At 58.1% G+C, this 24,575-nt stretch carries 25 protein-coding genes; 19 read left to right on the top strand and 6 right to left on the bottom strand.

The genetic code is table 11. The annotated features are described in order from the left end of the window. The first annotated feature begins 172 nt into the window (after positions 1-172). Together L1065_RS14700 and L1065_RS14695 are read left to right on the top strand one after the other, a co-directional pair. The gene (locus L1065_RS14700) at positions 173-1,471 is read left to right on the top strand and encodes an AAA family ATPase (protein ID WP_237096264.1); all 1,299 of its coding nucleotides are present in this window, start codon (positions 173-175) and stop codon (positions 1,469-1,471) included. A gap of 4 nt (positions 1,472-1,475) precedes the next feature. Beyond that, positions 1,476-2,531 carry a ParB/RepB/Spo0J family partition protein gene (locus tag L1065_RS14695; RefSeq protein WP_237096263.1) on the top strand — a complete coding sequence of 352 codons (1,056 nt, stop codon included), beginning with the start codon at positions 1,476-1,478 and terminating at the stop codon, positions 2,529-2,531. On the opposite strand, the gene bchO is transcribed toward L1065_RS14695, so the two are convergent. The 4 genes from bchO to crtA are packed head-to-tail and all read right to left on the bottom strand — an operon-like array spanning position 2,528 to position 6,763. Beyond that, a complete protein-coding gene (gene bchO / locus L1065_RS14690) occupies positions 2,528-3,388 on the bottom strand; it encodes an alpha/beta fold hydrolase BchO (RefSeq protein WP_237096262.1) in 861 nt (286 codons plus the stop codon). The two genes, L1065_RS14695 and bchO, sit on opposite strands and share 4 nt — an antisense overlap. After that, positions 3,388-5,043, bottom strand: coding sequence for a magnesium chelatase subunit D (locus L1065_RS14685; RefSeq protein WP_237096261.1), 1,656 nt, complete (start codon positions 5,041-5,043; stop codon positions 3,388-3,390). The genes bchO and L1065_RS14685 overlap by 1 nt, the downstream gene beginning before the upstream one ends. A 5-nt stretch (positions 5,044-5,048) precedes the next feature. Next, positions 5,049-6,053 (bottom strand): magnesium chelatase ATPase subunit I, encoded by a 1,005-nt coding sequence (gene bchI / locus L1065_RS14680; protein WP_237096260.1) that lies wholly within the window; start codon positions 6,051-6,053, stop codon positions 5,049-5,051. Continuing rightward, positions 6,050-6,763 (bottom strand): spheroidene monooxygenase, encoded by a 714-nt coding sequence (gene crtA / locus L1065_RS14675; RefSeq protein WP_237096259.1) that lies wholly within the window; start codon positions 6,761-6,763, stop codon positions 6,050-6,052. Before crtA ends, bchI begins: the two co-directional genes overlap by 4 nt. Positions 6,764-6,901: 138 nt before the next feature. On the opposite strand from crtA, the gene L1065_RS14670 reads away from it, so the two are divergent. From L1065_RS14670 to L1065_RS14660, 3 genes are read left to right on the top strand one after another with little or no spacing between them, the layout of a single operon-like run. Continuing rightward, positions 6,902-8,449, top strand: a complete 1,548-nt coding sequence (locus L1065_RS14670; RefSeq protein ID WP_237096258.1) for a phytoene desaturase — start codon at positions 6,902-6,904, stop codon at positions 8,447-8,449. Continuing rightward, the gene (gene crtB, locus L1065_RS14665) at positions 8,446-9,480 is read left to right on the top strand and encodes a 15-cis-phytoene synthase (protein ID WP_237096257.1); all 1,035 of its coding nucleotides are present in this window, start codon (positions 8,446-8,448) and stop codon (positions 9,478-9,480) included. Before L1065_RS14670 ends, crtB begins: the two co-directional genes overlap by 4 nt. Positions 9,481-9,506: 26 nt before the next feature. Continuing rightward, entirely contained in the window at positions 9,507-9,977 is a 471-nt protein-coding gene (locus tag L1065_RS14660; protein WP_237096256.1) for a TspO/MBR family protein, read from the top strand. Here the strand turns inward: L1065_RS14660 and crtC are convergent. Next, positions 9,967-10,842, bottom strand: coding sequence for a carotenoid 1,2-hydratase (gene crtC / locus L1065_RS14655; protein WP_370641199.1), 876 nt, complete (start codon positions 10,840-10,842; stop codon positions 9,967-9,969). The two genes, L1065_RS14660 and crtC, sit on opposite strands and share 11 nt — an antisense overlap. Further along, the gene (gene crtD, locus L1065_RS14650) at positions 10,797-12,380 is read right to left on the bottom strand and encodes a 1-hydroxycarotenoid 3,4-desaturase CrtD (protein ID WP_237096255.1); all 1,584 of its coding nucleotides are present in this window, start codon (positions 12,378-12,380) and stop codon (positions 10,797-10,799) included. Before crtD ends, crtC begins: the two co-directional genes overlap by 46 nt. Positions 12,381-12,452: 72 nt before the next feature. Here crtD and L1065_RS14645 point away from each other — a divergent pair, with 72 nt between their 5' ends. The 14 genes from L1065_RS14645 to L1065_RS14585 form a co-directional block, all read left to right on the top strand. Further along, positions 12,453-13,319 carry a polyprenyl synthetase family protein gene (locus tag L1065_RS14645; protein WP_237096254.1) on the top strand — a complete coding sequence of 289 codons (867 nt, stop codon included), beginning with the start codon at positions 12,453-12,455 and terminating at the stop codon, positions 13,317-13,319. Between the two features lies 1 nt (position 13,320). Then, positions 13,321-14,403 carry an acetylserotonin O-methyltransferase gene (locus L1065_RS14640; RefSeq protein ID WP_237096253.1) on the top strand — a complete coding sequence of 361 codons (1,083 nt, stop codon included), beginning with the start codon at positions 13,321-13,323 and terminating at the stop codon, positions 14,401-14,403. A 119-nt stretch (positions 14,404-14,522) separates the two neighbouring features. After that, positions 14,523-15,464: a chlorophyll synthesis pathway protein BchC gene (gene bchC / locus L1065_RS14635; RefSeq protein WP_237096252.1), complete on the top strand. Its 942-nt coding sequence runs from the start codon at positions 14,523-14,525 to the stop codon at positions 15,462-15,464. After that, complete coding sequence (locus L1065_RS14630) at positions 15,461-16,462, top strand: chlorophyllide a reductase iron protein subunit X (RefSeq protein WP_237096251.1); 1,002 nt, start codon at positions 15,461-15,463, stop codon at positions 16,460-16,462. The genes bchC and L1065_RS14630 overlap by 4 nt, the downstream gene beginning before the upstream one ends. Then, the gene (locus L1065_RS15855) at positions 16,455-16,586 is read left to right on the top strand and encodes a hypothetical protein (protein WP_255766528.1); all 132 of its coding nucleotides are present in this window, start codon (positions 16,455-16,457) and stop codon (positions 16,584-16,586) included. Before L1065_RS14630 ends, L1065_RS15855 begins: the two co-directional genes overlap by 8 nt. Continuing rightward, positions 16,583-18,148: a chlorophyllide a reductase subunit Y gene (bchY, locus tag L1065_RS14625; RefSeq protein WP_237096250.1), complete on the top strand. Its 1,566-nt coding sequence runs from the start codon at positions 16,583-16,585 to the stop codon at positions 18,146-18,148. The genes L1065_RS15855 and bchY overlap by 4 nt, the downstream gene beginning before the upstream one ends. Beyond that, complete coding sequence (bchZ, locus tag L1065_RS14620; protein ID WP_237096249.1) at positions 18,148-19,626, top strand: chlorophyllide a reductase subunit Z; 1,479 nt, start codon at positions 18,148-18,150, stop codon at positions 19,624-19,626. The genes bchY and bchZ overlap by 1 nt, the downstream gene beginning before the upstream one ends. Next, complete coding sequence (pufQ, locus tag L1065_RS14615; RefSeq protein ID WP_237096248.1) at positions 19,623-19,847, top strand: cytochrome PufQ; 225 nt, start codon at positions 19,623-19,625, stop codon at positions 19,845-19,847. The genes bchZ and pufQ overlap by 4 nt, the downstream gene beginning before the upstream one ends. Before the next feature lie 206 nt (positions 19,848-20,053). Next, complete coding sequence (gene pufB, locus L1065_RS14610) at positions 20,054-20,194, top strand: light-harvesting antenna LH1, beta subunit (RefSeq protein ID WP_237096247.1); 141 nt, start codon at positions 20,054-20,056, stop codon at positions 20,192-20,194. A gap of 14 nt (positions 20,195-20,208) precedes the next feature. Next, the gene (pufA, locus tag L1065_RS14605) at positions 20,209-20,370 is read left to right on the top strand and encodes a light-harvesting antenna LH1, alpha subunit (RefSeq protein WP_237096246.1); all 162 of its coding nucleotides are present in this window, start codon (positions 20,209-20,211) and stop codon (positions 20,368-20,370) included. Between the two features lie 135 nt (positions 20,371-20,505). Beyond that, on the top strand, positions 20,506-21,345 hold the full coding sequence (pufL, locus tag L1065_RS14600) for a photosynthetic reaction center subunit L (protein WP_237096245.1): 840 nt from the start codon (positions 20,506-20,508) through the stop codon (positions 21,343-21,345). Between the two features lie 5 nt (positions 21,346-21,350). Further along, the gene (gene pufM / locus L1065_RS14595; protein ID WP_237096244.1) at positions 21,351-22,337 is read left to right on the top strand and encodes a photosynthetic reaction center subunit M; all 987 of its coding nucleotides are present in this window, start codon (positions 21,351-21,353) and stop codon (positions 22,335-22,337) included. A gap of 2 nt (positions 22,338-22,339) precedes the next feature. Continuing rightward, positions 22,340-23,452, top strand: coding sequence for a photosynthetic reaction center cytochrome PufC (gene pufC / locus L1065_RS14590; RefSeq protein WP_237096243.1), 1,113 nt, complete (start codon positions 22,340-22,342; stop codon positions 23,450-23,452). 187 nt (positions 23,453-23,639) lie between these two features. Beyond that, positions 23,640-24,575: 1-deoxy-D-xylulose-5-phosphate synthase N-terminal domain-containing protein (locus L1065_RS14585; protein WP_305082563.1), on the top strand; the 936-nt coding region annotated here is incomplete at its 3' end.

The following is a 24,575-nucleotide window of genomic DNA, read 5'->3' as shown; positions in this document are numbered from 1 at the left end:
GGGGACAGCGGCCGCAAAGGAATCACATATGCCCAATCAGGCCTGTTTTTTTGGCATTTCACGGTTTTGCGTGTTTTCAGCTTATTCGGTTTTGCTTTTTTGGCAAATTCGGCGTAAATCGGAAAGTGAGTAGAATAAGCGTCCCCGCGGGGACACCAAGAGCAGGACCAACATGTTCACACATACCGATCTGGCCAAGATGCAAGCGCAGTCCCTGCGCATGCAAGGCGCCATCCGCAAACAGACCTATTCCCCCGAGATGGAAAAGACCCTGCGCCGCTTTTCCAGTTGGGAGGTCGGAGAGCTGATCTTCAAGGTTAATCAATCTACATTGCGCGGGCGTCTGGCGGCGGACCCTTCGCTGCCCCAAGGCCAGGTCGAAGAAGACGGTCGCCAGCGTTGGTATTCGCTGGAGGAAATCAACCAGATCCGTCGCCGACTGAAGGTGAACCGCCAATCGCTTATGCCGCCGCGCCCTGCGGGGAAACGGGCCATTCGCGCAGCGATTGCGAATTTCAAAGGGGGCGCTGGCAAATCCACAGTGGCGCTGCATTTCGCCCATGCCGCGGCACTTGATGGCTACCGCGTTCTGTGTGTCGACTTTGATCCCCAAGCCACGCTGTCCCATTCTATGGGGCTGTCGGATGTGGACGAAGAATTCACCGTTTGGGGCGTGATGGCCCGCGATCTTATCCAGCAGACCGAAGCGATGAATGCGACAACGGCGCAAGGTGCCGAAAGCGGCACCACCCTGCCCCAACGCCGCCTGCCCTCTGCGATCACTGATATGGGTCTTGCGGACCTACGTGTGACCGATTTCATCAAGCCGACCAGCTGGCCCACCATCGACATCCTGCCGTCTTGCGCCAATGCGGCCTTTGTCGAATTTGCCAGCGCACAATATCGCCACCTCAATCCCGAATGGTCGTTCTTTGCGGCTGTGTCGCGCTACCTCGATCAGCTGCCCGCCGATGCCTATGACATGATCATTTTCGATTGCCCGCCGGCCATTGGCTACCAATCCATGAACGCGGTCTTTGCCGCTGATGTGCTCTATATCCCGTCAGGTCCGGGCTATTGGGAATACGATTCCACAACGTCTTTCATCGGTCAGCTGTCCGAGGCGCTGGAAGATCTGGCGCGCTTCAAGCAAGGTGTCCCCGCGGGGACAATGTCTTTGCCCAAGGCCTTCGCCGATGTGCGCTTCCTTCTGACCCGCTTTGAGCCGAACAATGAATTGCACCGTGCGATGCAGTCAGCTTTCGTTAAGGTTTTTGAAGATAGAGTCACAGAACACCCCATCGAGATGACCCGCGCCGTTGAGCAATCAGGCCGGTTCCTCTCTTCCATTTACGAGATTGATTACCGCGATATGACCCGCGAAACATGGCGCCGTGCACGGGCGTCATTCGATCAAGCCTATGCAGAGTTCCGCGGCAATCTTTTGGCCGCTTGGGACGGATTGGAGTAACGCCATGAAGAAACGCCGTGTCTTTGATATTAACTTTGATGACGCCGAAATCGAGGGTGTCCCCGCGGGGACAGAACCGTCTGAACGGCGTGGTCCCATGGCCAGTGCCATCGCCGAAAACGCCGATGCGCTGTCCGAACGCGCCGCAGCCGAGGCCGCGATCCGCGCTGAAAACGACGCGCTGGCCCATGAGTTGGTGGAGCTTAAAAAGGCAGGTCGGATCACACAGCTGATCCCGATCATGCAGATCAATACCGATAAGCTGACCCGCGACCGCAAAGCCACGCGTGATCCCGAAATTGACGAGTTGAAAGACTCTATTCGCCAGATTGGTCTCTCAAACCCGATTCAGGTGATCGAAATCGAAGGCGGGTATGAGTTGATTCAGGGCTATCGTCGCTGGACCGCCTTTGGCGAGCTTTATGACGACACAGGTGATGACGCCTACAAGATGATCCCCGCCAGCTTTGTGCCCCGCGGGGACAAGCTGCGCACGCTTTATCGGCGTATGGTGGATGAGAACCTTGTGCGCAAAGGCATCAGCTTTGGCGAGATGGCAGCGCTTGCGTGGGCCTATGTGCGATCGTCCGACATCCCGTTGCAAAATATTAACGACGCGGTGGATGATCTGTTTGCCAGCGCGGGCCGTCAAAAACGCGCCTATATCAAGTCGTTTGCGAAGATGCTGCGCAGGTTGGAAGGCGCGTTGGTCCATATTGATGTGATCCCGCGCGCCTTGGGGTTGGAGGTTGCGAAAAAGCTGCAAACCCACCCTGCCCTTGTGGAGCCGTTCAAGGAAAAATTGCTTAACGCCAAGGGGCAATCGGCAGCCGATGAATTGGCGATGCTGCGCGCCTTTGTGGCGCAGAAAGAGGCCAAGACCAAACCGCCGGTCAAGTCGGCCAAAACCGTGATGCGCATGGTGTCCCCGCGGGGACAGATCAAATGCACCGCATCGGACGGCGCGTTTTCCATGCAGTCGGAAGTGGATTTTTCGGCGTTGGAACGCGCCAAGCTGGAAGCGGCTGTTGCTGCGTTTTGGCAGGCGCTGGAAGATTAATCTGGGCGCTTTTCGGACAGAAACGCCCTGATCAAATCAACGGTTTGGTCAGGGCGTTCTTCATGGGCCAAGTGGCCCACCCCTTCCATAACTTCAACGCGTGCGTGCGGCAGTTTTGCCGCCGCTTCCACACTTGTCCCCGCGGGGACAGCCTTGTCCTGGTCGCCAACAATCAGCAGTGTGTCTTGTGTGATACGCGGCAAGCGCGACAGCAGCCCATCGAGCTTCCATTGTGCCATCATGGCAAGCGTTGCATCGACGTGGGATGGCATCGAAATCAGTGTCTGATATTGCGCCAAACCATCTTCGGACAGATGTGATCCTGTTCCTTCGATCAGTCGTTTCACCGATGCGCGGTTGCCGCTGGTGGCGGTAAATATGCGGGCGGTAAAAGGGTTGAGCGATAGCAGCTTGGCAACCATCGGAAACAGAAAACCTGCGACGCCCTCGAAATTCGACAAGGCTGCGTTGATCCCGATGATCTGTCCCCGCGGGGACACGCCCAATTCGGCAAGGCGAAAGGCGACGGCGGCACCGGCGGAATGTCCGACAATGGCTTGGGGCGTCCAGCCTTCCTGATCGATCAGCGCCTTGAGGTCTTCGGCCATCGTATCAAGGCCGCACCGTTGTCGGGCCCCTAATTTGGTAAAGCCTTGACCCGGAAGGTCGACGATAATCACCTGATAGGTCTGCGCCAAAAGAGGCGCGACATCGCGCCAGGAATGGCTGGCACCGCCCGCGCCGTGCAGCAGCAAAAGGGTAGGGCCGTCGCCCATAATCTGCACATGCCAGCGATGCGGACGACAGGCGATAAAGCGAGAGCTGTCCCGATGGGGCCAATCGGCTGGAATGTCCATCAGTCTGCCAAGGCCGCTGACAGCGCCGTAGAGAGGCTGCGCGCGTCTGCGCGCGGCAGTGGCATGTAGGGCGCCCGCATATGGCCAGCAAGGCTTTCTAAGGCTCTGTGCGGGCGTTTAGAGACATCAATGACCACGGATGCGATGTTTTGGGCCGCGATTGTGTCGGCCATCTTCTCGGCATCTGTCCCCGCGGGGACACGTGCGGCCGATCCATCCAGCGCGATATTCGCACGCCCATCTGTCAAAAGGGCAATGGTCGGCGTCATGCCGCGTGATTTGCTGGTTTTTGCAAGTCCCATCGCCGATTGCAGGCCCGCAGCCAAAGGCGTGCCGCCGCCGCCGGGCAGTTGCGCAAGTTGGCGTTTGGTTTGCACAAGGCTGCGTGTGGGTTGCAACAGCACATCAGCGCCTGTGCCACGGAAGGCAACCAGCGCCACATGATCGCGGCGGGCATAGGCCTCGGCCAGCAACAGTTCGACCGCGCCTTTGGCTTCGTTCAGACGGCTCATCGCGGCGCTGCCAGAGGCGTCGACCGTAAAGATCAGCAGGCGGTCGGACTGTTCTTCGAACCGTTTGACCCGAATGTCAGCGGGGCGGATATGCAGCGCCTGTCCCCGCGGGGACACCATGCGGCGCATCGGTTGCCAAGGGGCAGCGGCCCGCAACGTGCTGACCAGATCGATCTTGGTGGTGCCGTCCAGACGTCCGGCCTGCGGGGGCAGGGGGCGGCCGCGGCGGTTGCCTTTGCTGACATCGCCCGAGCCATTGCCAGAGCTGCGCGGCGCCTTTTGCCGGGCGATTTGGGCCAGAAGGTCAGGGGGCAGCAGGGCTTGAACCGCCTCTAGCAAAATTTCTTCGGGCAGGTCCATCTGTTCGCTGTCCCCGCGGGGACAGTCGTCGCTCTGGCGATCATTTGGCGGGGTTTCTGCGGGGGCGTCATCGGCATCGGGAAACTGGACAGCGCGGGGGACCAAAACCAGCTCGCACGCGGCCTGAAGATCAGCGATATCGAGGGTTTTACGCTGAAACAGAGCCGCATGGGCCTTTGCCGCCTCCAGCGTGTGCTGGACGGCCCTCAGGCTGGAAATCCCGAAGGAAAGCGCGGTCTTGGTGAGGTGGCTAAATACCTCGTCGGGCGTCGCGATGTCGGCATTATCAATCTGCTTTGCCAGATTGAACGCAATCGGTCCTGTCTGCCCAAGGGCAACATCGTTCAGATCTATATGAAAGGCCATGCGATCCGATAGGGCAGGGGGCAGCGTTTCGTCAGGATCGGCGCCTTCATCAAGTGCAATCAGGCAATGTTTGCGGCAATCCAGTGTTTGGGCCAGACGCGCGGAAAGCCCCGCTTCACACCTTTCGGCCATAGTCAGAATTAGTGTTTTGGAGCCCGACAGCAGACCCTGTTCCTGCACAACACGTCCTGATGACAACGTCGCGGCGATATCGACACCACCAAAAAGCTGGTCGTCGGTGATGCGCGGATGCAGCTTGCGGACCGGTGCAGGCAGGGCATCAAGAGATGACAGGAAACGGTCGCGCACGGGGCCAGAGCGCGCACGCAGCCAAAGACCCCCGAGCCCTTCGGGATTGATCGCCAGCAGGGTTAACGCAAGTTCTGCGCGTGACCATATGGGGTGGGGCGCAGCCATTGGGATCAGGCGAAGGTTTCTGCAACAACGCGACCGACGCGCGCGCCGCTGCCAGCTTCGTCCAGTGGATCACGGCGCAAACGGTGGCGCAGGGCCATCGGTGCGACAGCGCGTAGATGGTCGCGCGTAATTTCACCGGCGCCGTGATAGGCGGCCCAGGCGCGGGCGGTGCGCAGCAGGGTTAATTCGCCACGCAAACCGTCAGATCCGAGTGCGACGCAAAGTTCCGCGCAATCGCGCAAAGTTGCCTCTGTGGTGGGAATATGGGCGATTTTGGCTTGTGCAGAGACGATTTGATCGCGGATCTTTGCATCCTCGGCCCGCCAATGGGACATGAAGCCCTGATAATCGCGCTCAAATGCGTCGCGGCGTTTGATCACCTCTATCCGCTCATCAATATCGGTGGGGCTTGCCACCTCAAGCGAGAGGCCGAAGCGGTCGAGCAGTTGGGGGCGCAATTCGCCTTCTTCGGGGTTGCCAGAGCCGACCAGCACAAAGCGGGCGGGGTGGCGGATGGACAGGCCTTCACGCTCAACCACGTTTTCACCAGATTGCGCCACGTCCAGCAGCAGATCGACGATGTGATCTTCCAGCAGGTTAACCTCATCAATGTAGAGATAGCCGCGGTTGGCGCGGGCCAGAAGTCCGGCTTCAAATGCTTTTTGCCCCCGGGTCAGCGCCTTTTCGATGTCCAGCGCCCCGACAACGCGGTCTTCGGTGGCACCGAGGGGCAGATCAATGACAGGGGTGGGGCGCGTGACGATCTTATCGGTCTCTATTCCCGCCCAATCGGGGCAATCGGCGAAGGTTGCAGCGTTGATCGGGCAGCCTTCAACGGCCTGAATAGGCGGCAGCAGAGCGGCCAGCGCACGCACGGCGGTGGACTTGCCAGTGCCACGATCGCCAAACACCAGAACGCCGCCGATTGACGGGTCAATCGCGGTGAGGATCATGGCTTGTTTCATTTCGTCCTGACCGACGATTGCCGAGAAGGGGAAGGGCTGTTTCATGCCGCGGGCTCCAGATGTGCGAGGGGGCTTGCGCCGTTCCATGTGCCCATTTCGCCGCAAACGCGGAAACGGGCGTAAAGTTCTTCGGAAAACCAGTTTTCAGAGCGCACGGCCTTAATGGCTTTGGCGTGTGGTCCACTTGGGGTTCGGGCGAAATCGGCCATTGCTTGTTCATCTGGCCAGATCGAAAAGGTGATTTGATGCAGCAACGGCACCTCGCCGATGCCGATTTTGAAGGCGACATTGCTGTCGTCGCCGATCACGTCGGAAATCTTGGGCACGCGCTTCCAAAAGCGCATGGCTTTGGGCAAGCGCACGGTGGCGCGGGTGAGCGCGGCAAGGGGGCCGCCGGCATCATCGGCAGGTTTAAACGGGGCGTCACCACTCCATGCGCCGCGTGCGGAAATTGGGGTGAGGTGGACGGACCAGGATTCAATCGCGCGATCGCGGTATTTGCGGAAAATACGGGCGGTTTTGACCTGCTTGTGGGCAATGTCCTGATCAGGCCACGTGCTGAGAATGGCATAGACGCTGGTGTTGGGGATGGGCGTAAACCCTTCGCCTGTGCCAGAGCCGCAGAGCTTCCAAAAGCCGATGTCTTCTACCTTGGGCAGCCACAACCGTGCGCCGCCCATCATGACGAACGCCCAAAGGCGGTCTTGCCATCGGTTGAACCGATAAAAACTGAGGGTAACGCATTGCGCAGACATAATTCGAGTCACTTTGGCTAAGAGTGTCAACTTACGTTTACATATTTGTCGCAGTTTGGAAAGAGATAAGCGGTTTACGTGACAATCCCGCGCACTACAGTTGTCAAGTAAACTAGACAGTGCGAGACTGAGGCCATCATGACACAGTTTGACCCCCGATTCCCCGATGCGACAGATGCGGCCCCCCATGCGATTGTGATCGGCGCGGGGTTGGGCGGACTTGCCAGCGCCATGCGCCTTGGGGCCAAGGGATACCGCGTGACGGTGATTGACAAGCTGGATCGCTGCGGCGGGCGCGGGTCAAGCATCACGCAGAATGGTCACCGCTTTGATCTGGGGCCGACAATTGTGACGGTCCCGCAGGTTTATGAAAAGCTGTGGGCCGCGTGCGGGCGTAATTTTCATGACGATGTCACGCTGAAGCCGCTGCACCCGTTTTATGAGGTGCGCTGGCCTGACGGCACGAAATTCAAAGCGATGCAGGACACCGACGAGATGGAGGCGGAAGTCGCCAAAATCGCGCCCTCTGATGTGAAGGGGTATCGCAGGTTTCTCAAAGATAGCGAGCGGCGCTATCAGGTGGGGTTCGAGGGGATGGTCGCCAAGCCGATGCATAAGGCGTGGGAGACGATCAAGGTCTTGCCGCTGTTCGGGATGCTCAGGGCTGACCGCTCTATTCTGGGACTGGCGAAGGCGCGGGTGAAGAATGACAAGCTGCGCATGGCGCTGTCGTTTCATCCGCTGTTCATCGGTGGCGATCCGCGGAACGTGACCAGCATGTATGCGCTGGTCGCCTATCTGGAAAAAACCTACGGCGTGCATTACGCAATGGGCGGGGTTCAGGCGATTGCCGATGCGATGGCAAACGTGGTTAAGGACCAAGGCGGTATTCTGCGGATGCAGACGCAGGTCGATGAGATTCTGGTGCAACAGGGTCGATGCACAGGTGTGCGTTTGGTAAATGGCGAAGTGTTGGAAGCATCGGTTGTGGTGAGCAATGCAGATGCCGGCCATACCTATACCCATCTTTTGCGCGACCATAAACGCAAGCGCTGGACCGATGCCAAGCTGGACAAGAAACGCTGGTCGATGGGCTTGTTCGTTTGGTATTTCGGGACAAAAGGCACTGCCGAAAAATGGCCTGATCTGGGCCATCATACCATCATCAATGGCCCGCGGTATGAAGGCCTGCTCAAGGACATCTTTATCAAGGGCAAGCTGTGCGAGGACATGAGCCTTTATGTGCATCGTCCGTCCCTGACCGACCCGAGTGTGGCGCCTGAGGGCGATGACACGTTTTATGTTCTCAGCCCTGTGCCGCACCTAGGCCACGACAATGGCGTGGATTGGGAAGAGATGCGCGAGACGTATCGCCAGCGCGTAGCGGCTGTGTTGGAAGATCACATGCCCGGGTTTGAGCAGCATCTAAGTGCAAGCATGTCGTTCACGCCCGAAGATTTCCGCGACAGGTATCTGTCGCCCAACGGCTCGGGGTTCAGTCTTGAGCCGCGGATTTTGCAAAGCGCATGGTTTCGCCCGCATAACGTGAGCGAAGAAGTGAAAGGCCTGTTTTTGGCAGGTGCTGGCACGCACCCGGGCGCGGGTGTGCCTGGCGTTGTCAGCAGCGCAGAGGTTTTGGCGCAGATGGTGCCTGATGCGGCCCCTGTTCAGGTGCCTGCCGAATGACGCGGTCAACCATTCGCCCTGATGATCTGGCCTATTGCCACGAGGCGATTAAACACGGGTCGCTGTCGTTTCACGCGGCCAGCAAGTTGCTGCCCAAGCGCGTGCGCGACCCTGCTTTGGCGCTTTATGCCTTTTGCAGGTTGGCAGATGACGCCGTTGATCTGAACGCAGAAAAAGCGGCGGCCGTGCTGCGGCTGCGCGAACGGCTTGAGTTGGCCTATCGCGGCACACCTTTGGACCAGCCGACTGATCGCGCCTTTGCCGCGTTGATCGAGGACCACGACATGCCGCGTGCCTTGCCCGAAGCCCTGTTGGAAGGGCTGGCGTGGGATGCTTGTGAAAAGCGGTATGAAACGCTGAGCGATGTTTACAGCTATTCGGCGCGTGTGGCGTCGGCTGTGGGCGCGATGATGTGTGTGCTGATGGGTGTGCGTGACGAATATGCGCTGGCGCGCGCCTGTGATCTGGGTGTCGCCATGCAGCTGACCAATATTGCCCGCGACATCGGCGAGGACGCGTTGGAGCGTCGGGTGTATTTGCCAACGCAATGGCTGGATCAGGCAGGAATAGACACCGAAACCTTCTTTGCCGATCCCAAGCCCACCAAAGCCGTGCGCGCGATGGCACGCAAATTGGTGCTGGACGCGAACCGCCTGTATATCCGCAGCGAGGCGGGGGTGGCCCTTTTGCCGCGCGAGGCGCGGTTGGGCATTATGGCGGCGCGTTTGATTTATGCAGGCATTGGCCGCGAAGTGCAGCGCAACGGTTACGACAGTATCACGACGCGTGCGCATACCAGCAAAGCGCAGAAAATCGGCTGGATTGCCAAGGCCAGTGCCAAAGCAGGGGCCACGATGATCGCGCCCCGCAGCGCAGTGATCTATGCCAAACCGCTGCCCGAGGTTGCCTTTTTGGTAGAGGCTGCTGCACATGCGCGGCCAGCTGCGCCGTTCTGGGGCGATGGTGTCATTGGCATTTTAGCCGATCTCAAAGCGCGTGAAGTGGAACAACGCGGCCTCGGGGCTAGTTAGTCTCGAAACGTAAAAAGGGTTTCGAAATGGACTGGTCCATCTTTATTGTCTTTATGGCAGCAAGCTGCACAGCGGCGGCGACGGGGTCTTTGTTTCCGCCAGATGAGTGGTATCGCACCCTCAACAAACCCACTTGGACGCCGCCGGATTGGGCGTTTCCGCTGACATGGGTCACGCTTTACATCTTAAGCTCAATCGCGGCCACATTGATCGCGGCCCAAAGCGGCGTTGGTTTGGCGCTGGCGTTCTGGGCTTTCCAGATTGCGGCCAATACGTTGTGGAGCCCTGTGTTTTTTGGACTAAAGCGCATCAAGGCGGCAATGCTGGCCTTGGTGGTGCTGTGGGTCGCGGTCGCGGGCACACTTGTCACCTTCTGGATGGTTGATGCCATCGCCGGGGCACTGATGATTCCCTATCTGATTTGGGTCAGCATCGCAGGTGCGCTGAACTGGTGGATTTTGCAAAACAACCCGCAAGAGGTGGCCGCTAATCCGTGAAGCGCCACCCACGGCGGCGGGGCACACGCACGGCCAGCATGGGTTTGAGCAGCGGTGAGCGGAAGCGGTTGAGATCAAGGGCTTCATGCACGCCGACAATCTCTTCGCCTGCGAACTGTGTGCGCACGGCGCTGCGAGAATAAAACGGCGCATCCAGCATGTTTTGCACCTGATGCGGTGTGTAGCCCGCATCGGCCCGCGTTTCGCGGCGCACCTGCCAGAGCGAGCGTTTGAAACCCACCTTTGGGGGCGCACGCAGCACACGGATGCTGCCATCATTTTCAAACATGACCCCGACGCCAAGTTGTGATCCGTCACGGCGGTCGGCGTCATAAAAGCACAATGATCCTTGGGAATGTGGATAACGCCCCCATGTCCAATAGCTGAAGTCATCTTCTAGGGCCGCTGTGCCGAAGTTGGCGTCAAAATAGCCGTGTCCCTGCCATTGCCAGCCTGTGGCTTCAAGGTTCACATCGATATCGGCAAGCGGTGCAAAGGGCCGCCAGACATGGCTGCCGTCTTGTTTCAGCGGCATTTCAACATTCGTGATCTGGCGTGGCGTCAGCGTGATTTGCCCCTGCACGCGTGTGACCATGGGGGGCGCGCCCATTTCGTTTACGTCGATGACCAGTTTGTCGCCGTCCCAATGCATTTTGGACGGGCCCACTTCGAAAGTGTTGGCGGTGGTGCGCAGCGCGTCGGCGCCGCGGTCTGTCATGGTAAAGCGCCCACCGGGGCCATAGGTCGCTACGTTGATGCAGCAGTGGTTTTCGGGCTGTTTGCGGCCAGACCAGCGATACCAGGGGCTAAAGACCGACCCTATGAAACCGATGATGCTGATGGCGCGGGTGCCGCAGGCGCTGATGCCGTCGACATACCACCATGCATAGCCGTTTTCGGGGACGTCGATGTCAAAGCAAGGTCCGTCATGATCGCCGCGGCCGCGTGCTGTCCTGAGAGGGCTGCCATCGGGATGCCCGCCCCCGGATGTGTCCCCCCGCCCGTCAGATAAAGGCCGGTCAAGCCCGTGCGTGCCGTCGGCCTTTTGAGCGATGCTGTCAGCCCATGCGGGCTCTGCCCGTAGAGGGAACCGTTTGACGCGGGGAAAAGCTGGCCGAACATCGCGGGCGTTGTCAGGGTTTGGGGTGTTGGCCTCGGGCTGAAGGTCAGTCCGAATTGGGCGAGTGTTTCGAAAACCAGTGTCTGACATTGCTCAATTTCCCGTTCTGTCGTGTGGCCTGCGGTGGTGGCAGGGCCGTTCATGATGATTTCAAAGCGCTGAAGCCCGTCGCGGGGATGGTCTTGGGCGCAGATGTAGAGAGACGGATCGCGCGGCATCTGGCCTTGTGCGATCGGGTCAAATTCGGTGCGGCTGTCGCGCCCGAAAAAGACAGTGTGATGGGCCAGTTCAGGCCCCTTGGGTTCAGCGGCGAAGGCATGCACATGGGCTGACAGGCTGCGTGTTTGCACGGCAGTTTGCGGCACGGCTTGTCTGGCGGTTTGGCCAAGCACCCCGTCCTGAAGCGCCTTAGGATCCCCGTTGAAAAGTACTTGGTCGGTTGCAAAGCGCCTGCCGTCTTTGGCGATGACACCGCGGATCGTGCCGCTTTGGATTTCGATGCGGGTCACAGCTGTGTCGAACTGGAAGATCACCCCTTTGGCGACGGCCAGGGATTTGAGGGCTTGGGCCAGTTGGCGCATCCCGCCTTTAACGGACCAGACGCCGCGCGCCTCCGAATGGCTGATGAGGCCCAAAAGGGCAGGGGACTGATAGGGCGAGCCGCCAACATATGTGGCGTAGCGGCCAAAAAGCTGCGCAAGACGTTTGTCACGGAATTGCCGGTGCAAGGATTGGGCAAGGGTGAACCACGGCGCCATCTTGGGAATAAGGTGGGGCGCACGCAGCACTTGCAGCGTCAACGCCATTTGCGATGGTTCGGGCGTGCCCATCATCGGGGCGTCAAAGGCCTCGAACAGGGCACGGGCGTTGGCGGCAAAGCGGCGATAGTCTGCCTCGGCCTGCGCGCCGCCCCAATCGCGGATATTTGCGGCGGTGGCTTCGGGGTCGGCCATAAGATCAAGATGGCCGCCGTCGTGCCAGTAGTGGCGCGCCAGTGTGCTGAGCGGTTCAAGCGTGATGTGGTCAGACAGGGTTTCGCCCACGTCGGCAAACAGCCGTTCAAAGACGGGTGCCATTGTCATGACTGTGGGGCCTGCATCAACGGGGCCCGCGGCAGAGGGCAGGGTGCGCATCTTGCCACCCACATCGGATGCGCGTTCCAGAACGGTGACGCGCACACCTGCATGGGCCAGCCTAATCGCAGCGCACAGCCCGCCAATCCCTGCGCCGATCACGGTGAGGGTTGGGTCTTGGGCGCAGATGATACGTTGACTCGTTTCCACAATGTGTCCAGTATAGTTTACACATTGAGGTGTGGCTATAGTTTACACTTTAATTAATTTGTGGAGCGCCCCATGCCGTTGACGACCCGTATCGAAGCCGCGATTGATGCAGCCATTCTAATGGGAGAGCGCAAACCTGCGCCGCCCAAACTGGCGCAGGCGCTGCGCTATGGCGTGACCCCCGGGGGCGCGCGTATCCGTCCGACCATTCTGACAAGCGTGGCTTTGGCCTGTGGTGACGATAAACCAGAGGTGACAAATGCTGCCGCCGCCGCGTTGGAGCTGATCCACTGCGCCAGCCTTGTGCATGATGATATGCCCTGTTTCGATGATGCAGATGTGCGGCGCGGCAAACCGACCATTCACATAGAATATAGTGAGCCACTTGCGCTCTTGACGGGCGATGCGCTGATCGTGCTGGCCTTTGAGCATCTGTCTGATCTGGCCGATACCGATGCACGGCGTGCGTTGGAGTTGATCAAGATCTTGTCGCACCGCACGGGATCTCCAAACGGGATTTGCGCGGGGCAGGGTTGGGAAAGCGAAGCAGAGGTCAACCTGTCTGCCTACCATCAAGCCAAGACAGGCGCGTTGTTTATCGCCGCCACTCAGATGGGCGCTGTTGCCGCAGGCCAAGACGCAGAGCCTTGGTTTGAGCTTGGCGCGCGCATTGGTGAGGCATTTCAGGTGGCCGATGATTTGCGCGATGCGCTTTATGATGAAGAGACTTTGGGCAAGCCTGCCGGACAAGACGAGATTCACGACCGTCCCAACGCAGTCAGTGAATTTGGTGTGCAGGGTGCCACACGGCGCTTGAAGGATATCTTGGGCGGGGCAATTTCCTCGATTCCGTCGTGTCCGGGAGAGGCATCGCTGGCCAAGATGGTGCAAGCGACGGCGCAAAAGCTGACGCCTGTGGCGCCAGTGCCGGGCGAATAGAATGGCGTCCCTCGCAATTTCGGGGTGGTCCACACGGTTGATCGCCAGCCGTGGGTTTCAAAAGTGGGCCGCGCGGTTGCCGTTTACCAAGGGCATTGCAAAGCGCGAGGGCGAGGCGCTGTTCGATCTGGTCTCTGGCTTTGTCTATAGTCAGGTTCTTTATGCGTTGGTGACGCTGGATATTCCGAACGACCTGAAAGATGCGCCGCAATCAGCCCATGCGCTGGCCCTGAAACACGGGATGAGCGAAGAGCGGATGCGATTGCTGATGCAGGCGGGTGTTGCTTTGAAGCTGGTGAAGGAAAAGAAGGGTCGCTTTGCGCTGGCCCGTCGGGGCGCTGCCTTGATTGGCGTGCCGGGTCTGCAAGCGATGATCCGTCATCATGATGTTATGTACCGCGATCTTGCGGATCCCGTTGCCTTGTTGCGCGGAGAGGTCGAGACAGAACTGGCCGATTTCTGGCCCTATGTTTTTGGCGGTGACATGCCAGCCGATCAGGCGCAGGTCTATTCGGACTTGATGGCCGACAGTCAGGGGCTGGTCGCCGAGGACACATTGCGCATGGTGTCGTTTGCAGGCGCGGGGCGGCTGATGGATGTGGGTGGCGGATCAGGCGCGTTTCTGGCCGCGGTTACAAAAGCCTATCCCAAGCTGGATGTGACGCTCTTTGATTTGCCCGATGTTGCGCCGCAGGCGCGGACCCGTTTGGGCGACCGTGTGCGCATCGAAGGCGGCAGTTTTCGCACCGACCCACTGCCCGAGGGGGCAGATACAATCAGTTTGATCCGCGTGCTTTATGACCATTCGGACGAAACGGTGATGGCGCTATTGGCAAAGATTTACGACCGTCTGCCGAAAAGTGGCCGTTTGATCATCAGTGAGCCGATGACAGGCGGTACAAAACCCCATGGACCAGGCAACGCATATTTTGCGTTTTACTGCATGGCGATGCGGACAGGCCAAGCACGATCACCTGAAAAAATCGCGCAGATGTGCGTAGAGGTGGGCTTTGCAGATGTGCAAACGCCCAAAGCGCCGCGCCCTTTTGTGACCAGCGCAGTGGTTGCACGCAAAACTGTCTAGCCGAATGTGTCTATTTAAGTTGACACTTTGGGGTGTAAGTTTAAAATGACAATACAAATGTAAGCCCAAGTGAGTCTTAGCCGACTCACTTCACGGGGAATTCGATAGGGGAGCGTGACGTGCAAACAGCCGCCGTCATCTTAAAAGGTCCAAGGGAATTGGACGTTGTGCAGCTGGATCTTGTTGATCCAGGCGCCGACGATCTGGTTGTTGAGATCGCCCACTCTGGAATTTCCACAGGCACGGAAAAGCTGTTCTGGTCGGGCGCTATGCCGCCTTTCCCCGGAATGGGTTATCCGCTTGTGCCGGGTTATGAGGCTGCTGGCGTTGTCGTCGAAGCAGGCGCGAACACATCTTATAAAGTGGGCGAGCATGTCTTTGTCCCCGGTGCGAATTGCTATGATGGGGCCTTTGGTCTGTTCGGCGGTTCTGCCCGTCGCTTGGTTACCTCTGCTGATCGGGTGACACGCATTGATGCGGGCTTTGGTCCGCAGGGTGCTTTGCTTGCGCTGGCTGCAACGGCGCGTCATGCGCTGGCGGGTGTCGACAAGGCGCTGCCTGAATTGATTATCGGCCACGGTGTTCTGGGCCGGTTGCTTGCGCGCCTTACGGTTGCTGCGGGTGGTCCTGCGCCAACGGTCTGGGAAATTGATAGCAACCGTGCACAGGGTGCCGTGGGCTATAACGTCATTCACCCTGATGCCGACACGCGCCGCGACTACCGCGCCATTTATGATGCGTCGGGGCGTGGCGATCTGCTCAATGACTGGATCACGCGGATTGCCAAAGGTGGCGAGATTGTTCTGGCGGGGTTCTATCAAGAGCCGCTGTCTTTTGCTTTCCCGCCCGCCTTTATGAAAGAGGCGCGTTTGCGCATTGCGGCTGAATGGTCGCCAGCCGATCTGACCGCAACACGTGCCCTTGTCGAAAGTGGTGCGCTGTCGCTGGACGGACTGATCACACATGAACACGCGGCGGCCAACGCGCCTGCCGCCTATGAGCAAGCGTTTAGCGATCCTGCTTGCTTGAAAATGATCCTCAACTGGAGCGAAGCCGCATGAAAGATGAAGTCCCAAACCTGAAGGATTTCGACCAGCGTCTGCGCGATGAGGCGCATGAAGATCTGGCCGACATCATTGCGGAAGAGCCCACAAGCAAAACGCAGATCATTGCGATCTACGGCAAAGGCGGCATTGGCAAATCCTTCACGCTGGCCAACCTAAGCCATATGATGGCCGAGCAGGGCAAGCGTGTTTTGTTGATTGGCTGCGATCCCAAGTCGGACACGACCAGCCTGTTGTTTGGTGGCAAAGCCTGCCCGACGATCATCGAGACCAGCACCAAGAAAAAGCTGGCCGGCGAAGAAGTGCAAATCGGTGATGTGTGCTTCAAGCGCGGTGGCGTTTTTGCGATGGAACTTGGCGGCCCCGAAGTGGGGCGCGGCTGTGGTGGTCGCGGGATTATCCACGGGTTTGAGTTGCTGGAAAAACTGGGCTTCCATGATTGGGACTTTGATTATGTCCTTCTGGATTTCCTTGGCGATGTTGTCTGTGGTGGCTTTGGCCTGCCGATCGCGCGCGATATGGCGCAGAAGGTTATCCTTGTGGCGTCGAACGATTTGCAGTCGCTGTATGTGGCCAACAATGTGTGTTCGGCGGTTGAATATTTCCGCAAACTGGGCGGCAACGTCGGCGTTGCGGGGCTGGTGATCAACAAAGATGACGGCACGGGCGAGGCCGCGGCTTTTGCCAAAGCGGTCGATATTCCGATCCTTGCCGCGATCCCGCAGGACGATGATCTGCGCAAGAAATCGGCCAACTACCAAATTGTCGGCACCGCTGAATCGCAGTGGGGATCGCTCTTTGCAAGTCTTGGCGATGAGGTTGCCATCGCACCACCGGTGCGCCCGACCCCGCTGGATCAAGATGGGTTGCTTGGATTGTTTGATGCGTCTGAAACAGGGGGCGACGTGGTTCTGGAACCCGCAACCGACCTGGATATGCGCGGCAAAAATGCTGTCGATAAAGTCAGCCTTGAAGTGGTGTATGACGATGTTTGATCTCGAACGCCTTCAGGAATTTGACGACGTGCTGACGCGGCAAGCAGAGACTGTTTCTGCCCAAAAACCAGCGTCACAAAAACAATCGGCGCAAAAATGCCCGATGCAAAAGGAAGCCAAGTGAGTTCTGAAATCACATATGACACTTCGGCAGAAGCCGAGGTCATGCAGGGTGAAGCCCGCGTGGAAGGTGACGCAATGACCGCGCCACAAGATGCGCTTGGGTGTCATTCTGGCAGTGATATGGCCGAGGCGGCAAAGCTGTCCGGCAACGCCGAGCTTTTGGAAAAATTTGCAGCAGACTACCCCACCGGTCCGCATGACAAGCCGCAATCCATGTGTCCTGCGTTTGGATCGCTTCGTGTGGGTCTGCGGATGCGCCGCACTGCGACAGTTTTGTCGGGATCGGCCTGTTGTGTCTATGGCCTGACGTTTGTGAGCCATTTTTACGGTGCGCGGCGTTCGGTTGGATATGTGCCGTTCAACTCTGAAACACTTGTGACGGGCAAACTGTTCGAGGACATCCGCGAAAGCGTGCATGAGCTGGCAGACCCTGACAAATACGATGCAATCGTTGTGACAAACCTGTGTGTGCCAACGGCGTCAGGCGTGCCGCTACGGTTGCTGCCTGACGAAATAAATGGCGTGCGGATCGTGGGCATTGATGTGCCAGGCTTTGGTATTCCGACACATGCCGAAGCCAAGGATGTTCTGGCCGGTGCGATGTTGAATTACGCCCGTAAAGAGATTGAGGCTGGCCCCGTGCCTGCCCCTGTCGGTGGCAAAGGCGATCGCCCGACAGTGACCCTTTTGGGCGAGATGTTTCCGGCTGATCCGATGATGATCGGCGCGATGTTGGCCCCCATGGGTCTGGCCGCTGGTCCTGTTGTGCCAGCGCGTGAATGGCGCGAGCTATATTCTGCGCTTGATTGTGGGGCTGTTGCCGCGATCCATCCGTTTTACACCAGCGCTGTGCGCGAGTTTCAGGCGGCGGGCCGCCCTGTTGTTGGCTCGGCCCCTGTGGGTCTGGATGGCACGGCGAATTGGTTGGCTGGTATCGGCGAGGCCTTTGGCCTGTCCAAAGATCAGGTCGCGGCGTCACAAAACGCCTTCTTGCCTGCGATCAAAGCCGCTTTGGCAGAAAAGCAGATTGAAGGCGTGATCAATGTGTCGGGCTATGAAGGCAGCGAGCTTTTGGTGGCGCGCCTGCTGATCGAAAGCGGTGCACAGGTGCCTTATGTTGGCACCGCTTGCGCCAAGACGCCTTGGAACACCGCCGATGCGGAATGGCTGGAAAGCAAGGGCGCATCGGTGAAATTCCGCGCGTCGCTGGAAGACGATTGCGCTGCGATGGAAGCGATCAAACCCAATCTGGCCATTGGCACAACACCTGTTGTGCAAAAGGGTAAAGAGTTGGGCATCCCTTCGCTTTACTTCACAAACCTTATTTCTGCGCGTCCTTTGATGGGCCCTGCGGGTGCTGGATCGTTGCAAGACGTCGTCACCGCTGCGATGGGCAACAAGGAACGTATGGACACGATGCGCGACTTCTTCGAAGGCGTTGGCCATGGCGACACCGCTGGTGTCTGGGAAGGCGCACCAAATGTGCGCGAGGACTTCCGTGCGCTCAACCTCAAGAAAATCGAAAAACAAGCACGCGCCGCCAAAGCGCAGGAGATGGTGTAATGCTGGTGCAAGACCACGATAGAGCAGGGGGCTACTGGGGTGCTGTTTATGCATTCTGCGCGGTCAAAGGCCTGCAATGCGTGATCGACGGGCCAGTGGGCTGCGAAAACCTGCCTGTTACATCGGTGCTGCATTATACAGACGCATTGCCCCCCCATGAATTGCCAATCGTGGTAACGGGTTTGGGTGAAGAAGAACTGGGCCGTGATGGCACCGAAGGCGCCATGAAACGCGCTTGGGGCACGCTTGATCCGGCTTTGCCTGCTGTGGTTGTGACCGGCTCTATCGCCGAGATGATCGGCGGTGGCGTGACGCCGATGGGCACGAACATCCAACGCTTTTTGCCACGCACGATTGACGAAGATCAGTGGGAAGCGGCCGACCGCGCCATGACATGGATCTTTACCGAATTCGGCATGACCAAGGGCCGCATGCCCAAAGAAAAGAAACGCGAAGAGGGCGCTGCCCCCCGCGTGAATATTCTTGGGCCAATGTATGGCACCTTCAACATGCCATCTGATCTGGCCGAGATCCGCCGTCTTGCCGAAGGCATTGGCGCCGAGGTGAATATGGTTATGCCGCTTGGTGCCCACGTGGCTGAGATGCGTGATCTGGTAAATGCCGATGTGAACATCTGCATGTACCGCGAGTTCGGGCGCGGACTGTGTGAGGTATTGGGAAAACCATATCTCCAAGCGCCCATCGGGATTGATAGCACAACGAAATTCCTGCGTTCCCTTGGAGAGCTGTTGGGCCTTGATCCCGAACCTTTCATCGAGCGTGAAAAGCACTCTACCATCAAACCCGTCTGGGACTTGTGGCGCAGCGTGACGCAAGATTTCTTTGCAACGGCCAGCTTTGGCATTGTTGCAAATGAAACCTACGCGCGTGGCATCCGTCATTTCCTGGAAAGCGATCTGGGCCTGCCCTGTGCCTTTGCCGTGGCACGGACTGCTGGCAAGAAAACCAACAACGACCAAGTGCGCGCGATGATCCATCAAAAGCGCCCGCTGATCGTGATGGGGTCGATTAACGAAAAGATGTATATGGCCGAGATGAAGGCAGGCTTTGGCCCATCGCCTTCGTTCATTCCGGCCAGCTTCCCCGGTGCTGCGATCCGCCGTGCTACAGGCACGCCTTTCATGGGGTATGCGGGGGCGACCTATCTACTGCAAGACGTGTGCAATGGCCTGTTCGATGCGCTGTTCCACATCTTGCCATTGGGCACCGAGATGGACGCGGCCGAGGCGACGCCGACAACACTGCGCCGCGACTTCCCATGGGATGCGGATGCGCAGGCGGCTCTTGATAAAATCGTCGAGACCCATCCGATCCTGACCCGAATTTCCGCCGCCAAAACCCTGCGCGATGCTGCTGAAAAAGCTGCGCTGGATTCAGGTGCCGAGCGCGTTGTGCGCGAAACTGTCGAAGCTTTGTCCCCATCAGCGGGACAGGCAATGAAGGGAGAGTCAGCATGACTGACATGACATCCAACACACCAACGGCCAAAACCAAGCACAAGTCGAACCAGACCGAATTCAGTGTCTATTTCGCAGTGATCTTCGTTTTTGCTCTGCCGCTGGCCACGCTTTCATGGGCGCTGTCCAGCTTCAAATCAGGCACCATCAGCCGCCGCGGTCCGATCGCGCGCGCATGGAGCCAAGCGCGGATCATCACGCCGATGATCTTCACCGCCTAAGATGCGGTGACTGGCAGGCCAGTGGAATGGCCCGCCAAACAAGAGTTTTCCCGAGCGTTCTAGCCGCTCGTTCGGGGGAAGAACTGTGGAAGGGTTCTTTACGATATTCGCCATTCCCCCCCGGGGTGGCGGATTGTGACGAGGGATGAGCCTTCGTCGTAACCCGGCCGCGGGGGGTGCGCGGCATCAGCTTTGGAGGAATTCTAATGGCTGACTTGTCCTTTACTGGGCTGACCGATGAGCAAGCACAAGAGCTGCACTCGGTGTATATGAGTGGTTTGTGGCTGTTTTCGGCAGTTGCAATCGTTGCTCACATCGCCACGTTCATTGTGTTTCCGTGGTTCTAAGGAGCGATTGACAGATGGCTAAGTTTTATAAAATTTGGATGATCTTTGATCCGCGTCGCGTGTTTGTTGCACAAGGCGTTTTCCTTTTCCTGCTCGCCGCGATGATCCACCTGGTTCTGTTGTCGACAGACGGTTTCAACTGGTTTGAAATCGCTGCCGCAAAGAATGGTGGCTAATCGCTAGCGCGATGCACCTAAGAATTCCGAGGGCGGCTGCCCCTGGCCAGTCGCCCTCGGTTATCCACAGTTTGAAATTCAAGACGGCGCGCGAGGCTTAATCCCTCCCTGCCGCACAATGCGGAGACTAAGAAGATGGCAATGCTCAGCTTCGAAAGAAAATACCGCGTCCGCGGAGGGACGTTGATCGGTGGCGATCTGTTCGACTTCTGGGTAGGTCCATTTTACGTGGGCTTCTTTGGGGTCACGACTGCCTTCTTTGCGCTTCTCGGGACGATCCTTATTTTCTGGGGTGCCTCTCAACAGGGCACATTCAATCCATGGCTTATCAACATTGCGCCACCTGACCTGTCCTATGGTCTGGGCATGGCGCCGCTGCTTGATGGTGGGCTTTGGCAAATTATCACATTTTGTGCCGTAGGCGCTTTCGTCAGTTGGGCGCTGCGCGAGGTCGAGATCTGCCGCAAGCTCGGTATGGGCTACCACGTGCCGGTTGCGTTCAGCTTTGCGATCTTTGCTTACGTGACGCTGGTTGTGATCCGTCCCGCGCTTATGGGCGCTTGGGGGCATGGGTTTCCTTACGGGATCTTCAGCCACCTCGATTGGGTCAGCAACACAGGCTACGCCTATCTGCACTTCCATTATAACCCCGCACACATGCTGGCTGTGACGTTCTTCTTTACGACGACACTGGCGCTTGCGCTGCACGGGGCTCTGGTTCTCTCGGCGGCAAACCCTGAAAAGGGCGAAGAAGCCAAGACACCTGATCATGAAGATACGTTCTTTCGCGATTTCATCGGCTATTCGGTCGGCACATTGGGCATCCACCGCGTGGGTCTGCTATTGGCGCTGAATGCTGGTTTCTGGTCGGCCGTCTGTATCGTCATTAGCGGTCCTGTCTGGACCAAAGGTTGGCCTGAGTGGTGGAACTGGTGGCTTGAGCTGCCGATCTGGCCCTCGCAGATTGGGATGTAAGAATTATGCCTGAGTATCAAAACATCTTCACCCAAGTCCAAGTTCAGGGCGCACCTGAATGGGGCATGGACAACGAAAACAACATGATGGAAGAGCGCACGGGGAAACCTGGCTTCTCAACCCTCATTGGTTGGATCGGTAACGCGCAGCTTGGTCCGATTTATCTGGGCAGCTTCGGGGTTATCTCTCTGGCGACAGGTCTGATCTGGTTCAACATTGTGGGCATGAACATGCTGTCACAAGTGGGCTGGTCGATCCCCGAGTTCCTGCGTCAGCTGTTCTGGCTGGCTCTTGAGCCGCCATCGCCTGAATACGGCCTGAGCATGCCACCGCTGAACGAAGGGGGCTGGTATATCATCAGTTCGTTCTTCTTGCTGGTGTCTGTCATGGCGTGGTGGTTGCGGTCGTATCAACTGGCCGCCGATCACAAGATGGGCAAACATATTGCATGGGCGTTTGCCTCTGCCATCTGGTTGTTCCTCGTGCTTGGCCTGTTCCGTCCGGTCCTTATGGGATCATGGTCAGAGGCTGTGCCTTACGGCATCTTCCCGCACCTTGATTGGACGACAGCGTTCTCGATCCGTTACGGCAACCTGTACTACAACCCGTTCCACTGTCTTTCGATTGTGTTCCTCTATGGTTCGGTCCTGCTGTTTGCGATGCACGGCGCGACCATTCTGGCGGTTACCCGTTTTGGCGGCGACCGTGAGCTGGAACAGATTTACGACCGCGGCACAGCTTCGGAACGTGCGGGTCTCTTCTGGCGCTGGACCATGGGCTTTAACGCCACCATGGAAGGTATCCACCGTTGGGCCTGGTGGTTCGCAGTTCTCACTCCGATCACAGGCGGCATTGGCATCTTGCTGACGGGGACAGTCGTGGACAACTGGTTCATCTGGGCACAAGAGCACCACTTCGCTCCGCTCTATGATGGCTCATATGGCTACGAAGCATACGGCTCTTACGAAGCCTTCATCGGTAAAGGAGAGTAATCATGCTACCCAAGTGGTTCGATGACTGGAATTCCAAAAACCCAGTCGATATCTACAAACCCGCCATTATTGTTGGCGCTGCTGGTGGGGCCGTTTTTGCGGCGGCTCTGCTGGTCACATGGGGGCAACCCTTTGCGACCGACAGCATGCAAACAGGCCCGCGCGGCACAGGGATGTCTGTTCCTGAGTTCAAAGCGGATCTGGCCAAGGCCGACCCGACAATCGCTGACTACTACACCGAAGCCCCTTACGAGGTCGAAGCAGGTGAGCCGCTGGCCAAGGACATCTACGAAAATGTCCAAGTGCTTGGGGATGTTAGCGAAGGCAACTTTAACCGTCTGATGAACGCGATGACCCTTTGGGTCGCGCCAGATCAGGGGTGTGCCTATTGTCACGCCGGTGCGGATGAGGGTGAATACGCAAGCGATGACCTTTATACCAAGGTTGTTGCACGCTCGATGATCCAGATGACCCAGTCGATCAATGAAGACTGGGATGGTCACGTCAACGCCAACAAGGAAGTCGGTGTAAACTGTTACACCTGTCACCGCGGTCAAAACGTGCCATCTGAAATCTGGTTCCGCATGGGCGCTGTAAACGAGAACGTCGCGGGATGGGCAGCTGTCCAGAACCGTGCCACCTCGATCAGCCAAAGCACATCGCTGCCAAGTGATGCGTTGGAAGCCTATTTGCTGAACTACGAAACGATCGCAGTGCATGATCTGGAAAGCCGCGTTGAAGGCAGCCCTGCCGATGGCGTGACACCGACGATCCAGCACACCGAACGGACCTATAGTCTGATGAACTACGTATCGAACTCCCTTGGGGTGAACTGCGTGTTCTGTCACAACTCGCGCGCTTTTTATGATCCCGCGCAGGTCACTCCGCAATGGGGTACCGAAAGCCTTGGGATCTCGATGGTGCAAGAGCTGAACAACGACTGGTTGGTTCCACTGCGTGACGTTTACCCTGAAAACCGCCTTGGGCCAGTATTTGCAGACGCGCCAAAAGCCGCCTGTAAGACCTGTCACAAAGGATACCAGCAACCGCTGCAGGGTCTGAACGTCATCGCCGACTGGCCTGAACTTGCGACGATCAGCGCCGAGGCGAATTAAGAGATTGGGCAGGGTGGTTATTCGCGTTCCCACCCTGCCTGGCAGCCATCAGATCCTTCCTTCCCGGGGGATCTGATATCGGGGTCTCCACACCCCGGTTCCCTTCCTGTTGGCTACAGGAGACTGGCGTCGCACCGGTTTACTGGTGCGACGCCTTTTCAACTTATTCCTTGGGGGAAATGTTCCGATGACAAAACCACACACACCCACGCTTGACCGTGTTCATACCCCCGCAGACCTTAAGACCCTGTCTGATCGTGAATTGCATCAAGTGGCCGATGAGTTACGCGCCGAAGTGATTGATGTGGTTTCTGAAACAGGCGGGCATCTTGGATCTTCGCTTGGTGTTGTAGAGCTGAGTGTCGCGATCCACGCTGTTTTCAACACCCCCCACGACAAACTTGTGTGGGACGTAGGCCACCAATGCTACCCCCACAAAGTGCTGACAGGACGCCGTGACCGGATGCGCACCATCCGCCAGGAAGGCGGATTGTCGGGCTTCACCAAACGCAGTGAAAGCGAATACGACCCCTTTGGCGCGGCGCACTCATCAACCTCGATCTCGGCTGCTCTTGGATTTGCCACGGGTCACGATCTGGGCATGACCACAGGCGACGCCATTGCCGTGATCGGTGATGGCAGCATCAGCGCGGGCATGGCCTACGAAGCAATGAACAACGCAGGCCATGAAGGCCGCCGCTTGTTTGTGATCCTGAATGACAACGATATGAGCATTGCACCGCCCGTTGGTGCCATGTCCTCTTATCTGTCCAACTTGAATTCGCCGTTGAACCTGTTCAAAGAAATGGGCGAGGCGTTTGAGGCAAACCTGCCAGGACCAATGCGCGAAGGGGCGCGGCGTGCACGCCAACTGGTGACAGGCACAGCCGCCGGCGCCACGCTTTTTGAAGAACTTGGGTTTACCTACATCGGTCCCGTCGACGGGCATGATATGGGCCAGCTTTTGGAAGTGCTGCGCAGCGCCAAAGCCCGCAGCGATGGCCCTGTTTTGATCCACGCCTGCACTGTCAAAGGCAAGGGATACGCCCCTGCCGAGGCCAGCAATGATTGTTATCACGGTGTTGCGAAATTCGACAAAGCGACAGGGGCCCAACACAAAAGC

The sequence above is a fragment of the Nereida sp. MMG025 genome, assembly GCF_021654165.1.
Lineage (GTDB): Bacteria > Pseudomonadota > Alphaproteobacteria > Rhodobacterales > Rhodobacteraceae > Nereida.
This window is presented reverse-complemented; position numbering and strand designations above follow the sequence as displayed.